This is a genomic window from Pectobacterium zantedeschiae (assembly GCF_004137795.1).
Lineage (GTDB): Bacteria > Pseudomonadota > Gammaproteobacteria > Enterobacterales > Enterobacteriaceae > Pectobacterium > Pectobacterium zantedeschiae.
Window position 1 is genome coordinate 2,871,820 of the sequence record NZ_NWTM01000001.1, and the last position, 13,940, is coordinate 2,885,759.

At 51.3% G+C, this 13,940-nt stretch carries 11 protein-coding genes; 4 read left to right on the plus strand and 7 right to left on the minus strand.

Going from position 1 to position 13,940, the window contains the following annotated elements; genetic code table 11:
* Window positions 1–35 precede the first annotated feature (35 nt).
* Window positions 36–539, minus strand: coding sequence for a DUF1543 domain-containing protein (locus CLR69_RS12960; RefSeq protein WP_129712875.1), 504 nt, complete (start codon window positions 537–539; stop codon window positions 36–38).
* A 385-nt stretch (window positions 540–924) separates the two neighbouring features.
* Here CLR69_RS12960 and CLR69_RS12965 point away from each other — a divergent pair, with 385 nt between their 5' ends.
* The gene (locus tag CLR69_RS12965) at window positions 925–2,313 is read left to right on the plus strand and encodes a glycoside hydrolase family 1 protein (protein WP_129712838.1); all 1,389 of its coding nucleotides are present in this window, start codon (window positions 925–927) and stop codon (window positions 2,311–2,313) included.
* 55 nt (window positions 2,314–2,368) lie between these two features.
* On the opposite strand, the gene CLR69_RS12970 is transcribed toward CLR69_RS12965, so the two are convergent.
* The 5 genes from CLR69_RS12970 to CLR69_RS12990 all read right to left on the minus strand — a co-directional run bounded on the left by CLR69_RS12970 (window position 2,369) and on the right by CLR69_RS12990 (window position 8,007).
* Window positions 2,369–4,285 (minus strand): beta-glucoside-specific PTS transporter subunit IIABC, encoded by a 1,917-nt coding sequence (locus CLR69_RS12970; RefSeq protein WP_129712839.1) that lies wholly within the window; start codon window positions 4,283–4,285, stop codon window positions 2,369–2,371.
* A 318-nt stretch (window positions 4,286–4,603) separates the two neighbouring features.
* The gene (gene copM / locus CLR69_RS12975) at window positions 4,604–4,966 is read right to left on the minus strand and encodes a CopM family metallochaperone (protein WP_129702765.1); all 363 of its coding nucleotides are present in this window, start codon (window positions 4,964–4,966) and stop codon (window positions 4,604–4,606) included.
* Between the two features lie 71 nt (window positions 4,967–5,037).
* The gene (locus tag CLR69_RS12980; protein WP_129712840.1) at window positions 5,038–6,507 is read right to left on the minus strand and encodes a GGDEF domain-containing protein; all 1,470 of its coding nucleotides are present in this window, start codon (window positions 6,505–6,507) and stop codon (window positions 5,038–5,040) included.
* Between the two features lie 451 nt (window positions 6,508–6,958).
* Window positions 6,959–7,447 carry an ATP-independent periplasmic protein-refolding chaperone Spy gene (gene spy, locus CLR69_RS12985; RefSeq protein WP_129712841.1) on the minus strand — a complete coding sequence of 163 codons (489 nt, stop codon included), beginning with the start codon at window positions 7,445–7,447 and terminating at the stop codon, window positions 6,959–6,961.
* Between the two features lie 263 nt (window positions 7,448–7,710).
* Window positions 7,711–8,007 carry a hypothetical protein gene (locus CLR69_RS12990; protein WP_129702762.1) on the minus strand — a complete coding sequence of 99 codons (297 nt, stop codon included), beginning with the start codon at window positions 8,005–8,007 and terminating at the stop codon, window positions 7,711–7,713.
* 214 nt (window positions 8,008–8,221) lie between these two features.
* Here CLR69_RS12990 and CLR69_RS12995 point away from each other — a divergent pair, with 214 nt between their 5' ends.
* Entirely contained in the window at window positions 8,222–10,279 is a 2,058-nt protein-coding gene (locus tag CLR69_RS12995) for an NADPH-dependent 2,4-dienoyl-CoA reductase (RefSeq protein ID WP_129712842.1), read from the plus strand.
* Window positions 10,280–10,295: 16 nt separating this feature from the next.
* Here CLR69_RS12995 and rlmG read toward each other — a convergent pair whose 3' ends face one another.
* Window positions 10,296–11,435 (minus strand): 23S rRNA (guanine(1835)-N(2))-methyltransferase RlmG, encoded by a 1,140-nt coding sequence (gene rlmG, locus CLR69_RS13000; RefSeq protein ID WP_129712843.1) that lies wholly within the window; start codon window positions 11,433–11,435, stop codon window positions 10,296–10,298.
* A 161-nt stretch (window positions 11,436–11,596) separates the two neighbouring features.
* On the opposite strand from rlmG, the gene CLR69_RS13005 reads away from it, so the two are divergent.
* Window positions 11,597–12,595 (plus strand): Gfo/Idh/MocA family protein, encoded by a 999-nt coding sequence (locus tag CLR69_RS13005; protein ID WP_129712844.1) that lies wholly within the window; start codon window positions 11,597–11,599, stop codon window positions 12,593–12,595.
* A gap of 272 nt (window positions 12,596–12,867) precedes the next feature.
* Complete coding sequence (locus CLR69_RS13010) at window positions 12,868–13,821, plus strand: TerC family protein (protein ID WP_129712845.1); 954 nt, start codon at window positions 12,868–12,870, stop codon at window positions 13,819–13,821.
* The last annotated feature ends 119 nt before the right edge of the window (window positions 13,822–13,940 follow it).

Here is a 13,940-nt window from a genome sequence, read left to right on the forward strand (position 1 = left end):
TACCGGCTTCATGAAAAGATAAACAAGATGCGTAATCAGAGGCCGATGGGCTGATAGCCCTGCCACTCCGGCGTAAATGGTGTCCCCACAGCAGAAGGGGTCAGATGGATGTACAGACCGCCGATCTTCTCAAGCAGCAGGCAGTCATCCACGTCCTTGAGGTTGTCTTTATGCTGGTGTAGCGCACCATTCAGCAGTGATGCCAATCCTTTCGATTTCGCTTCCTGCGCACTCTTCGCCACAAATAAATCGAACGCATGCAACTCCGCCAACGTTGACGGGTGATAAGCGCCCGCGTTGACAAAAAAGAGCCGATTGCCGTCCTGGGGCCGAGTCTCAGAAAGGGTAACGGTATAACCATCAGCCCATGAGATCCGAGCATAGCCATCAATATGCACTTTATCAGGATCGCCAAACCACGCTTCCCGAAGTACAGGCCATGCATCCTTTGGCTTCTCAGCTGCCACAAACTGAATATCATGAACTTCGATATTGGACTTCCCGGCGTTCCCTCCCAGATAAAACATATACAGATGCACGTTATTTTTCTCCTCATACATGGCGTCAGACATCGGACTGCATTATCTCATAGTCGCTATGTTTTTTTATACATAGCGAAATCCCCCAAAATACCCCCTATCCTTTCTTCTATCGCATCTCGCCTTGTGCCAAATAACGCCAGCAGAGATGTCGTGACTGGAGTCACATAACCAGACAGGGGCATTGCCGCAGAGATTCAGGGTTGTATAGTGTCCTAACAAGACGTTACCGCCAATGGCGGGCGAGACTTGGGCAGAGGTGAGTCACACGACTCTCTTCTGCCCAAGTTTTTTTTTGCCTGTTATCCGGCTATTCCCTGCGCGACAGCGCAGAGCCACTGTCCGGCACAGCGTAATGATGTAAAAAACGATAAGGAGAAATACCATGAAAGCATTCCCCGAAGGATTTTTATGGGGTGGTTCAGTCGCAGCAAACCAGGTTGAAGGGGCATGGAATGAAGGCGGTAAAGGCGTATCGACCTCCGATCTTCAGCTAAAGGGCGTGCATGGTCCGGCGACAGAGCGAGAGGAGAGCATTGGCTGCATCAAAGATAAGGCAATCGATTTTTATCATCAATATCCGCAGGATATACAGCTGTTTGCCGAAATGGGCTTCAAGGTGTTGCGCACTTCCATTGCCTGGTCGCGCATTTATCCTGAAGGCGATGAAGCAGAACCCTGCGAAGCAGGTCTGGCCTTTTACGATCGCCTGTTTGATGAAATGGCGAAGTATCAGATTCAGCCGCTGATTACGCTGTCACACTATGAAATGCCGTACGGTCTGGTGAAAAAGCTGGGAGGCTGGGGCAATCGCGCCGTTATCGATCATTTTGAGAAATATGCCCGTACCGTTTTTAGCCGCTACAAAGATAAGGTGAAGCACTGGCTGACGTTCAATGAAATCAACATGGCGCTGCACTCACCCTTTACGGGCATCGGGCTGAGCGGCGAACCGTCAAAACAGGATATTTATCAGGCCATCCACCATCAGTTAGTGGCCAGCGCACGCGCGGTGAAAGCCTGCCACGACATCATCCCAGATGCCAAAATCGGCAACATGCTGCTAGGTGCAGTGCGCTACCCCATGACCTGCCACCCGAAAGACGTGCTGGAAGCGCAGAACAAGAACCGTGAATGGCTGTTCTTCGGTGATGTCCAGGTACGTGGCACCTATCCGGCCTGGATTCAGCGTTATTTCCGGGACAATGATGTCGAACTCACCATTACCGCGCAGGACAAAGACGACTTGAGCCACACCGTAGACTTTGTTTCATTCAGCTATTACATGAGCGGCTGTGCGACCTTCGAGCCGGAAAAATACCAGTCTTCACGCGGCAACATCATCCGCCTGATTCCCAACCCGCACCTTGAGGCATCCGAATGGGGCTGGCAGATCGACCCCGAAGGCCTGCGCTTCCTGCTAAACGAGCTGTATGACCGCTATCAGAAGCCGCTGTTCATCGTAGAAAACGGGTTAGGCGCGCGTGACGTAGTCGAAGAGGATGGTAGCATTCACGACAGCTACCGCATTGATTACCTGCGTCGTCATCTGATTCAAGTCCGTGAAGCCATCAACGATGGCGTCGAGCTGCTAGGCTACACCAGTTGGGGACCAATCGATCTGGTCAGCGCGGGCACGGCTCAGATGTCAAAACGCTACGGCTTTATTCATGTCGATCGTGATGATGAAGGCAAAGGCACGCTGGAACGCAGGCGTAAAGACAGCTTCTACTGGTATCAGGATGTGATTAACAGCAACGGGGAATCGTTGTAACAATGCGGAAAACCAGACGGCGTGCAAGCGCGTCACCGTCTGGTTTATTAGCTCATTAAACGTGTGCCAGCGCGATGATCGTCTCTCCTGCCTGCTGCTGACGCGCGGAGCCAAGGCTGAATACGCGATATTCTTCCGCGTTTGTGATCACTATCGGCGTCACCGTGTCATAGCCCGCTTTCTGGATCGCCTCCAGATCGAACTCCAGCAGCAGTTGCCCTTTTTTCACCTTGTCGCCTTCTGCAACGTGCATCTGATAATGCTGACCTTCCAGCTGTACCGTATTGATACCGACATGGATCAAGATCTCCGCCCCCTTCTGCGAAAGAATGCCGACGGCATGGCCGCTGGCAAACGTGCTGGCAATCATGCCGTCCACCGGCGAATAGATGCGGCCTTCCTGCGGTAGAATGGCAACACCCTGCCCAACAACGCCGGAAGAGAATACCTTGTCATTTACCTCTTCCAGCGAGATCAGTTCACCTTTTGCTGGCGCTCCCAGTTGCTCAGCCGCCGCCGGAGCCTCTTTCAGTGGCAGAGAATTTGTGTTCTGGCGTGATACTGGCGCAGCAGGTGTCGTAGATGGCGAACGCGTTGGCGTTGACGTTTTCTCAGTTGGCGGTGCAGGCTCGTCAAACCCAACGATAACCGTCAGTACAAAACTTGCCACGAAAGCAATCGCACAGCCGATGAGGAACCCAACAAACCCTTCGCCGTAGAAAATAGGCAGCGTCAGCAAGCCGGGCATTCCCATCGAGATCGCCGAGCTTTTCGCATAACCAACGATGGCTCCCCCCAGCGCAGCAGCTATCACAGCGCAGATAAACGGTTTTTTCAGCTTCAGCGTGACGCCGTAAACGCCGGGTTCCGTGATGCCAAACAGCGATGCGATAAAAGTACTACCCGCCAGCGCTTTAAGCTTTTTATCTTTGGTTCGCACCATCACGCCCAACAGCGCCCCTGACTGGGCAAAAACCGACGGACTGGAGGCAGCCTTGAGATAACTGTGTCCCATAACCGAGAGATCGTTGATAAAGACGGTGACGAAGCCCCAGTGAACGCCGAAGATCACTAAGATCTGCCATGCAGCCGCAATCAGCGCCCCGGCAATAATCGGGTTGAAGCTATAGATACTGACGAACACCGACGCAATGAGCTTACTGGCTGAGATACCAATTGGCCCAATCGTCATCAGCGTTAGCGGCACCATCAGCACTAGCAGGAAGAACGGCGTCAGAATATTGCGGACGCTTTCGTGAATATGGCGATTCAGGAAACGCTCGATATACGACATCAGCCATACGCTGAAGATAATCGGAATCACCGAAGAGGTGTATTTCATCATGACGACAGGCAGACCAAAAAATGTCACAGGCTGGCCAGCATCAAACAATCCCTGAATCGTCGGGTAAACCAATGCACCAGCAATCGACACCGCCACAAAAATGTTGGTTTCGAATTTACGCGCAGAAGTTATCGCCAACAGCATTGGCAAAAAGTAGAACAGGCTGTCGGACGCCGCATGCAGGATGACATAGGTACTTTCTTTGGTATTGAGCCAGCCAAGCGCAATCACAATAGCCAGCGCCCCTTTCAGCACACCCGCTGCTGCCATTGCTCCTAGCAAGGGGGTAAAGATCCCAGCAACCAGATCGATCAATCGCCCCATTGCAGACGTCGACTGCTCACTTTCCGCCGCCTGGCGTTTCCCGTCACCGTCTTCCAGCAGTTTGGAGATCGGGCCAAAGGCACGGTAAACCTCCGGCACTCGGTTCCCTATAACCACCTGCAACTGCCCGGAAGCATTGATAACCGTGATGACGCCTTCTAGCGCCTCCAGCGCAGCGATATCGACTTTACCGTGATCAACAATCTTAAAGCGCAAGCGTGTGGCACAATGCACCAGAGTAGAAACATTGGTTTCCCCTCCGACTAAATCCAGAATATTTTCAGCAAGCACTTTGCTATTCATAATGACTTCCCGTTTCGTCAATGGCTGCAACCGCCTAATACACGTCATCTCGCTTGTTATCCGCTGGTCAGTTGGAAAATAAGCAAAAAAAAACCTGGATAAAGCAGCGTGCTATCTACGCTGCTTTATCCAGGTCTCGCCCAGAAAACTCTGGTGACGTCCTTTCCTGTTTTCTAACAAGTTAACGCTGGGAAAGCTATCTTTACGTTTTATTCTGTGAAAACAGTCACTAAATTTTTTCCAATCAGATGAAGTTACCTAATTTACGGCGTGATAAAAACAAAATGGCGCTTCTCAGAAGAAGCGCCATCGGCGAATTTACTGCTTGCCTTGCTTCTTCAGCCAGGCTTCCATTTGGTCGATCTCCGGCTGTTGAGCTTTGATAATCTCTTCCGCCAGCTTGCGCAGTTCTGGGTCTTTGCCGTATTGCAGTTCTGTCTTCGCCATATCAATCGCGCCGCGGTGATGCGCAATCATCCCTTTGGCGAAAGCAATGTCAGGGTCGCTGGACTTCATACCATCCATCATATCGGTATGCATCGAATCCATCCCTTTCATATATGCCTGTTGGGAGGACGACACGTCGTTCGCTGGACCATGGCCACTATGTGCGCTGTCGGCAGCAAACGAGAGAAACGGAACCAGCAGGGCCGCCGTTAATAACAAATGGACTTTCTTCATCACAACCTCTCAATCAGTCACGGTACTTTTTGAGGGTAGACGTTCCAGTAAGGGGAAGGTCAAGAGAAGATTCAGATGCCCTCGGTCAGGCGTATGCAAACGCAATTACGCCCCTGCGCCTTCGCTTTATAGAGCTGCTCATCCGCCAGCCCGATTAGATCGTAAATATTGCCCCCCTCATACTGAGAAACAATGGCAACGCCGATGCTGACAGTAAAATAGATTTCCCGGCCATCAGGCAGCATAAGTGGAGTAGATTCCGTAAGACGCCGCAGCGCTTCAGCCATGGCTTCAGATTGCTCATCCGTCAGGTCGTAAGCCGCAATCACAAACTCTTCCCCACCCCAGCGACAAAGAATGTCACTCGGTCGAATATTGGCGCTCAGCATACGGGCAAAACTGGCGATCAACTCATCACCACAGGCATGGCCGTAGGTATCGTTGACCTGCTTAAAATAATCGATATCCAGAAATAGCAGCGTTATTTGACGCTTTTTCTTATTCATCAGCCCGCTCTGTCTCCCGTTCAACATACTGAGGAAAGCGCGACGATTGAAGGTATTCGTGAGCGCATCTTTCAGGCTGTTGCTTTCGATGATTTTAATCAATCGCCGGTTCATTGAAACAAAATGGGAAACACTTAACATCGCCATAATTAGCATCGCGATATTCAGTCGTGCGGTGGTGAGAAACGAATTAATGTACGCTTCAGAATTGGAGTCGATCAGTATGCCAACCTGATTAATATAGAGGTAATTCAGTATTACGCCCGTAATCGCACAGAGCAACGACATGACCGGGAAAGAGTAATTAAACGCACACAGCGTGAGTGGAATAACGGACAGCGTAATCAAACTGGCATCCAGAAAAAATAGGCTAACCAACAAGAAAATAATAAAGACCAGAAAGGGGAAAATATTTTCTTTGACGTGCTTAGGACAAATCGGAATATTCCGTAACACTCTCAGAATATCTTTAGCCCGCAGAAAAAAGAACGCGAGAATAATGCCAGTTCCCAGTTGTTCACTGAACCAGTCCATAAATTCGTCATAGCGATTCCCTGCATCGTAGACATACGCATAAAACCCATATGCCATACCGGATGAGAACGCGCCAACAAATGTCGAAGCGAAAATAATATAGACGTAGTATTTGCTGAACTTTTCAAATGTCGACCACTTGCTGGTAAACCGACACATCAGGCAAAAGGCACACCAGGCCGCCACCACAAAGATAATATTGCATAAACATAACAGTACCTTGGTTTTTAACGGTGAATTATTATCCATCAGTAAGGCAGCTGACAGCATCGCCGCATAACTCACCAAAAACCCCATACCGATCGAGAGTATTTTACCTTTCACCGTCCCTTTTCTGGCTCTGAAACTAACCATGAGACAGAAAACCAGAATATTGGCCGGCCAAAACAGAGATAGTTCATCCAGCACGCGAAACCGAAATCCAAGACAGCTCACTATTAGGGTGATCAGAAACAGAAACGGCATGAATTTTATAGTTTTCAACGTCAAATCGTTATTCATCTGTCCTTTACCGCCCGCTGTCTGATTTCCTCCATGAGAATAACATTAATCATTTCCCTACTCACAGTGTGAAGGTTGAGGGGAAAATAAATAAAAAAACCACCGAACTGATGCATTCCCTATGAGGTAATACGTCAATCCGGTGGTCTTACTGACTTATACTCGTCATACTTCAAGTTGCATGTGCGTTGGCCGCGCTACTCGGCACACTTACGTGTACCTTGCCCCGCAGGGGCCGCTGCAAGCAGCGTTCAAACCTGCCTCTGGCAGATTTGTCAGTCACCCGAATCCTTACCTGAGTAAGTTCATCGGGATGAAATGAGAGACATCCCGTCTCTCACCAGAGGCCAGCCGTTGGCTGGTCAAATTCGTTCCCGACGAATTTGTCCCTCTCTTGCCGCCTGCCTGAAACTCGAATTATTTAGAGTATATTTATTTCCGTGCGGACGGGTTATTCCGCAGGAACTGGCTTATCGTCAGGTTTTGGCGGTTGAGTCAGTCGTTTTTCAAAATTGTCGTTGTACTGCTTCTTCTGCTCTGGTGTCAGAATATTGTAAATTTTGTTTTTGGTTTCCAGCCCGCTCAGCATTCTGGCCTTGTGTGCGGCATCGGCTTTATCCAACTGTGCCTGGGCTTTCGTGGTATCAAACGTATCTGATGCAACCAGGCTGTGCATTTCACGACGATCATCCTGCATGGCTTTGTGCATTTTCTCGCGGGAATCTTTCATGATGTCTTTAATTTGCTGCTTCTGCGCTTCCGTCAAATTCAGCTCCTTGAACATCGCATCTGGCCCCATCATGCCACGATGCTCCCGACCCTCTTTCATCATCATCTTGTGTTCTGGGCCAGGACCTTTAGGTGCTTCATTAGCATGCGCGAGACCTGCCGCGCCCAATGCCAAAGAAGAAGCAACCAGCATTGCAGTGAGTTTACGCATATTCTATTCCTCTCTCTGAATTAACTTGTCGACGGCGGGTGCCGTGCTACGGGAGAAAGTATAAGCCCGACACCTTCAGTTAATTAGAGTAAGGGTAAATCTCTGCAAGTGTCGGCTCCACATTTGCGGCAATTATGGAGAATGAGAAGGAATTGTGTAAGGAGCGGAAGTATTACGTTAACACCACAACACAATACTGCGGTTTTATTCTTGATGTTTTTTAGAGCACCACAAACAATGGCGTAAAAATACTGGCGGGGCGATTACCGCAGTGAACGTCTAAAGGCAGTGGCCTCTTGTGCCAACGCATCAAGATGGGCATGAATGACTTTCATTTTCTGAATCAGCGGATTTCTCTCCGGCGAGCTATCCATTGAACTCAGCTGCGCAGAGAGCCGTTCAATCTGCGTACAAAGGTAAGCGTCACGCTCTTGAGCCTGAAGCAACTGCTGCTGAAGGGACTGATGTTCCTGCCGCCACGTCTGCTGTTGACGCTGAACGCTTTGCTCTAACGCCCGAAGCGCGCTATCCAGCCGATATTCCAACTCTTCCACCCGCATAACGATACCTTTGCCCAATAAACCCGCGGATTATAATGTCACACGCTCTCGACAACAAACATTCCAGCGCACGATCCCTTGCGTACATGAGGTTCCCCTACAATCGGCAATGACATCAATCACAATAAATAAACATAAATTTCACAACTCACCCAATTACAGCTAAATTGAACACAACAACTCATCAGACCAGTTAACGTCACCGGAGGGTGTAATGACTGCCTACCCCACACTGCTTTCCCCACTCGACCTTGGATTTACGACGTTAAAGAACCGCGTTGTGATGGGATCCATGCATACCGGCCTGGAAGAGCACCCGGACGGCACAGCGAGGCTGGCGGCATTTTACCATGAGCGAGCGCGGGGAGGCGTTGGCCTGATTGTTACGGGTGGTATTGCGCCAAACGAAAAAGGCGCTGTCGCCAAAGGGGGCGCAACGCTGCATGACGAGACGCAGTTGGCGCACCATCAGGTTCTGACGCAGGCGGTACACGATGCGGGTGGGAAAATCGCGCTGCAAATTCTCCATGCCGGACGCTACAGCTATCAACCCGATTCGGTTGCGCCATCAGCTATTCAGGCACCGATTAACCGTTTTGCGCCACGAGAAATGAGTACGCAGGATATTGTGCAAACCATCGACGACTTTGCCTGTTGCGCTGAGCTGGCACAGCAGGCGGGCTACGATGGCGTGGAAATCATGGGGTCGGAAGGTTACCTGATTAATCAGTTTCTGGTGACGCATACCAATCATCGCGATGATGAATGGGGCGGTGACTTTCAACGCCGTTGCCGTTTCGCGCTTGAAATTGTCCGCGCCGTGCGGAAACGAACAGGGCCTGACTTCATCCTGATTTACCGCTTGTCCATGCTCGACCTGATAGAAGAAGGTTCAAGCTGGCAGGAAATTGTTCAACTGGCACAGGCGATTGAACAGGCGGGTGCCACCCTCATCAATACCGGTATCGGATGGCATGAGGCGCGAATTCCGACTATCGCCACGCTGGTGCCACGCGGCGCATTCGGTTGGGTGACGAAGAAACTGATGGGCAAAGTTCGTATCCCGTTGATTACCACCAACCGCATCAACGATCCCGGCGTGGCGGAACAGTTGCTGGCTGAGGGCTGTGCCGACATGGTATCGATGGCGCGTCCTTTTCTCGCTGATGCCGAACTGGTGGCAAAAGCGCAATCGGGGCGTGCCGATGAAATCAATACCTGCATTGGCTGCAATCAGGCCTGCCTCGATCAGATTTTCGCTGGCAAGGTCACGTCCTGCCTGGTCAACCCACGCGCCTGCCATGAAACCGAACTCCCTATCCAACCTGCGCGAGTCAGTAAACGCTTTGCGGTCGTCGGCGCAGGGCCTGCGGGTATGGCCTTTGCCGTCAACGCCGCCGCACGCGGCCATCAAGTCACGCTGTTTGAAGCGTCCTCCTATATCGGCGGGCAGTTTAATATTGCCAAACAGATTCCCGGCAAAACGGAATTTTATGAAACGCTACGCTACTACCGTCGACAGCTGGAATTGCAAAGCGTCACACTGCGCCTGAGCACACAGGCAACCGCCGCTGATTTACTCGGTTTCGATGATGTAATTCTGGCATCTGGCATCGTGCCGCGAATCCCCGCGATTGCAGGCATCGATCACCCTAGCGTGCTGAGCTATCTGGACGTACTGCGCGACAAAAAACCGGTCGGCAAACGCGTCGCGATCGTCGGTGCAGGCGGCATCGGATTTGATACTGCGCACTATCTTCTGACTAAAAACGACAATCCTATCTTTAATGCCAAGCATCACCACACTCCCCCGGCTTCTCAGCCCAACGACGACTTTTATGCGGAATGGGGTATCGATAAACAGTTACAGTACCGAGGTGGCCTGTTGCCTCATCAGGCTAACCAGTTTCCTCACCCGCGGGACATTACTTTATTACAGCGGAAAACGGGCAAACCCGGCGAGAATCTGGGAAAAACGACAGGTTGGATACACCGCACTACGCTGCTGCGCCACGGCGTGATCATGCTGGGTGGCGTGGAGTATCACCATATTGATGACGAAGGGCTGCATATTATCCACGAGCAGCAGATACGTTGCCTGCCGGTGGATAACATCATTATTTGTGCGGGTCAGGAGCCCAACCGAAAACTGTATGATCCCTTACTGGCTGCGGGGTGTCATGTTCATCTGATTGGCGGTGCTGATGTGGCACAGGAATTAGACGCTCGCCGGGCGATCGATCAGGCCACCCGACTGGCGTTAACACTGTAGTTTGAAGAGGTTCAGCTTAGCGAGACGAATTCGTTTTAACCGCACGCAGCACGGCGAACTTCGTGTTGCTGGCGAGGGTTTCACAGTTGCCAAACAGGCGCTTCAGTTTGTGGAAGTAATCCAGATGGCGATTCCCCACAATGCGAAGCTCTCCGCCAACCTGAAGGCAGCGACGGGCATCCATAAACATCTGCCAGGCGATTTCATCAGTTACCGCCTGTTGCTGGTGGAATGGCGGATTACACAATACAGCCTGCAACGTATCGCGTCTAACGCGAGCCAGTCCGTTGTTCACCACGAAGCTACAGCGCTCGACATCCTGCGGGCAGTTAGTCTCAACGTTCATCTGGCTCGAAGCCACCGCCATATAGGATTCATCAAAGAAGCCGACGGTGGCCTCTGGGTTGGCTTTCAGCGCGGCCAGCCCAATAACGCCGTTACCACAACCGAGATCGATAATCTTACCGTCTATCTGCTCTGGCAAATGCTGCATAAAGAAACGTGCGCCGATATCCAACCCATTACGCGAATACACGTTAGCATGGTTTTGAATACGATAGCCGTAACCATCCAGCTCCCACTCAGTAGTAAGTGACTGCTCACTGACTTTTAGCTCCGCCCACTCACAGTGAACCAGACGCGCCTTTTTCCAGGCCAGCGAGGTTTTCGTCGGCCCCATCACGCGCTCAAACAATTGCAGCGTAGACGTATGAATATCGCGTGCTTTTGCCCCGGCAATGATACGCGTTTGCGGCGTGACAACTTTACGCAACATTCTCAACTGATGTTCCAGCAGTGCGATCGTTTTCGGTATTTTAATCACCACCAGCGCAGGCGCATCGGGTAGATCCGCCATGCTATCCAACAGCGTTACCGCATCGGCATCATAGCCGTTCAGTTCCAGGTTGTGTCGCGTCGCCAGTTGGCTGAGATAAGAGTCGCTAATACTGACGGGCGACTGCGCCTGCAAACCGCAGGCCAGTGCACCAAACGTATCATGGAAAATCAGGCGTGGACCTGGTGCGATTTCCATGGTCGCGAGTTCACGCAGCAGGTATTCATCTGCGGCATCCCACGCCTGTAGCGCTGAGTTTTCAGCGACCTGAGGGTAACGCACCAACGTCAGGTTGCACGTTTCCAATTCGAGTTGGCTCATTAGCCTCTCCTATGTCATAAAATTTGCGCTGTTTATCCCTTAAAATAGCCCGTCAGTAAATGCTTTTCTCTGCCGGAAAGGGAAATGATTGACGTTGCCTTGTCATTTGACCGTGATAATCTGCATAGACATCACCAATCCCTTCAGGATACCAAACGCTTATGATTCGCTTCGCTATTGTAGGAACCAGTTGGATCACCCGTCAGTTTGTTGATGCCGCCCATGAAACCGGCAAACTGAAGCTCACCGCCATCTATTCCCGCACGGCAGAAAAAGCACAGCCGTTTCAAGCAGATTACATGGTGGATACGCTATTTGACTCACTGGAAACGATGGCGAAATCCGATCTTATCGACGCCGTGTATCTGGCCAGTCCTAACTCACTGCACTGCGAACAGGCCCTGCTTTTCCTGAGCCACGGCAAGCACGTCATTTGTGAAAAACCGCTGGCTTCCAACCGTTATGAAGTAGAACAAATTATAGCCTGTGCCAGAGAAAATCAGGTCGTGCTATTTGAAGCGTTTAAAACTGCCAGTCTGCCCAACTTTAGCGTGGTGCAGCAGGCACTGCCGAAAGTCGGCAGACTGCGTAAAGTGGTGCTGAATTACTGCCAGTATTCCTCACGCTACCCGCGCTATCTGGCGGGTGAGAACCCGAATACGTTCAATCCGGCGTTTTCCAACGGTTCCATCATGGATATCGGCTACTATTGCTTAGCCTTCGCCGTGGCGCTGTGGGGAGAACCCTGCACCACGCAGGCCAGCGCGACACTGTTAGAAAGCGGCGTTGATGCGCATGGCAGCATCATCCTGAATTACGGTGATTTCGATGTCACCATCGTCCATTCAAAAGTCAGCCACTCCGCCATTCCCAGCGAAATTCAGGGGGAAGATGGCTCGCTGGTAATTGAAAAAGTCTCTGAATGCCATAACGTGAAATTCATCCCGCGTGAAGGCAAGCAGTTGGATCTCAGTCAGCCGCAGCATATCAACAGTATGCTGTACGAAGCGGAAGTCTTTGCCACACTGGTGAGCGATAACGACATCAACCATGCGGAACTGGCACGATCGCGTACCGTCGCCGGGCTGCTAACGGAAATTCGCCGCCAAACAGGCGTCGTGTTTCCTGCCGACGCTGCGACGCCGGGAAATGCGGAATAAGGCAGCGATAATTATTTGACCAGGATCATCTTTTCACCTATCTTCTGTCAGGCAAAGGGGAGTAACTTTTCCGCCAGCTAATCGTCATTACGATGCGTTCCGCATCCGGTTACTGGGCAACTTTGATGAAAAGCGTGATTCTTAATGAAACAGCTTCATTAACGTTGTAAGTGAGACCTTGCCGGAAGGCGAGGTGCATTTGCAGCTTTAATAACAAGCGGCCAGCGTCCTTCCGATGTTGGCCGTTTTTGTTTCTATTTAAGGATCTTGCTATGCACTCCATCGGCACGCCGTGGTTATGGGGCAGCTTCGCTGCCATTGTTATAGTGATGCTGGCCATCGACCTGCTCTATCAAGGGCGCAAAGGGTCGACGGTAATGACGTTCAAACAGGCTGCCGTCTGGTCTATCATCTGGGTTACGCTCTCGCTGCTGTTCAACGCCGGTTTCTGGTGGTATCTGGACGGCACAATGGGCCGCGAAGTAGCCAACGCCCAGTCGCTGGCCTTCCTGACCGGTTATCTGATTGAGAAAGCGCTTGCCGTCGATAACGTCTTCGTCTGGCTGATGCTCTTCGGCTACTTCGCCGTTCCTCCGCAATACCAACGTCGCGTGCTGATTTACGGCGTGCTGGGTGCCATCGTTCTCAGAACGCTGATGGTGTTTGGCGGCAGTTGGCTGGTCACGCAGTTCCAGTGGCTGCTCTATGTATTCGGCGCGTTCCTTCTGTTCACAGGCCTTAAAATGGCGCTGGCTAAAGAAGGCGACGGTGCGATCGGCGACAAACCGTTGGTACGCTGGTTACGTAGCCATCTGCGTATGACGGATAGCATCGAGAATGAACGATTCTTCGTCCGTCGTAACGGCATACTGTATGCCACGCCGCTATTTTTGGTGCTGATCATGGTTGAAATCAGCGACGTGATTTTCGCCGTGGACAGCATCCCGGCTATTTTCGCCGTCACGACCGATCCCTTCATTGTCCTGACATCAAACCTGTTCGCTATTCTGGGCCTGCGCGCGATGTACTTCCTGCTGGCTGGTGTAGCTGAACGCTTCTCGCTGTTGAAATATGGTCTGGCCGTCATCCTGATCTTTATTGGTACCAAAATGATGCTCATCGACATTTTCCATATTCCGGTAGCGATCTCGCTGGGCGTCGTTGCCAGCATCTTGATCATTACTATGCTGATCAACGTCTGGGTGAACAAACGCGCTGAGCGTTAATGTTTCCCCTTCTCTCCGCACGGTCCCGCCGTGCGGCGTTCGCTTTCCTCATTCCAGCAATTCTACCTTCAGCCGTTTCGTCCCATGAACGTTGCGTAGCGACGGCCCACCGGGTGACA

What these genes read in the sequence shown, in the direction of transcription:
- CLR69_RS12965 (WP_129712838.1), top strand. Translation starts at nt 925, where the DNA reads ATGAAAGCATTCCCCGAAGGATTTTTATGGGGTGGTTCAGTCGCAGCA.
- CLR69_RS12970 (WP_129712839.1), bottom strand. Translation starts at nt 4,285, where the DNA reads ATGAATAGCAAAGTGCTTGCTGAAAATATTCTGGATTTAGTCGGAGGG.
- copM (WP_129702765.1), bottom strand. Translation starts at nt 4,966, where the DNA reads ATGAAGAAAGTCCATTTGTTATTAACGGCGGCCCTGCTGGTTCCGTTT.
- CLR69_RS12980 (WP_129712840.1), bottom strand. Translation starts at nt 6,507, where the DNA reads ATGAATAACGATTTGACGTTGAAAACTATAAAATTCATGCCGTTTCTG.
- spy (WP_129712841.1), bottom strand. Translation starts at nt 7,447, where the DNA reads ATGCGTAAACTCACTGCAATGCTGGTTGCTTCTTCTTTGGCATTGGGC.
- CLR69_RS12990 (WP_129702762.1), bottom strand. Translation starts at nt 8,007, where the DNA reads ATGCGGGTGGAAGAGTTGGAATATCGGCTGGATAGCGCGCTTCGGGCG.
- CLR69_RS12995 (WP_129712842.1), top strand. Translation starts at nt 8,222, where the DNA reads ATGACTGCCTACCCCACACTGCTTTCCCCACTCGACCTTGGATTTACG.
- rlmG (WP_129712843.1), bottom strand. Translation starts at nt 11,435, where the DNA reads ATGAGCCAACTCGAATTGGAAACGTGCAACCTGACGTTGGTGCGTTAC.
- CLR69_RS13005 (WP_129712844.1), top strand. Translation starts at nt 11,597, where the DNA reads ATGATTCGCTTCGCTATTGTAGGAACCAGTTGGATCACCCGTCAGTTT.
- CLR69_RS13010 (WP_129712845.1), top strand. Translation starts at nt 12,868, where the DNA reads ATGCACTCCATCGGCACGCCGTGGTTATGGGGCAGCTTCGCTGCCATT.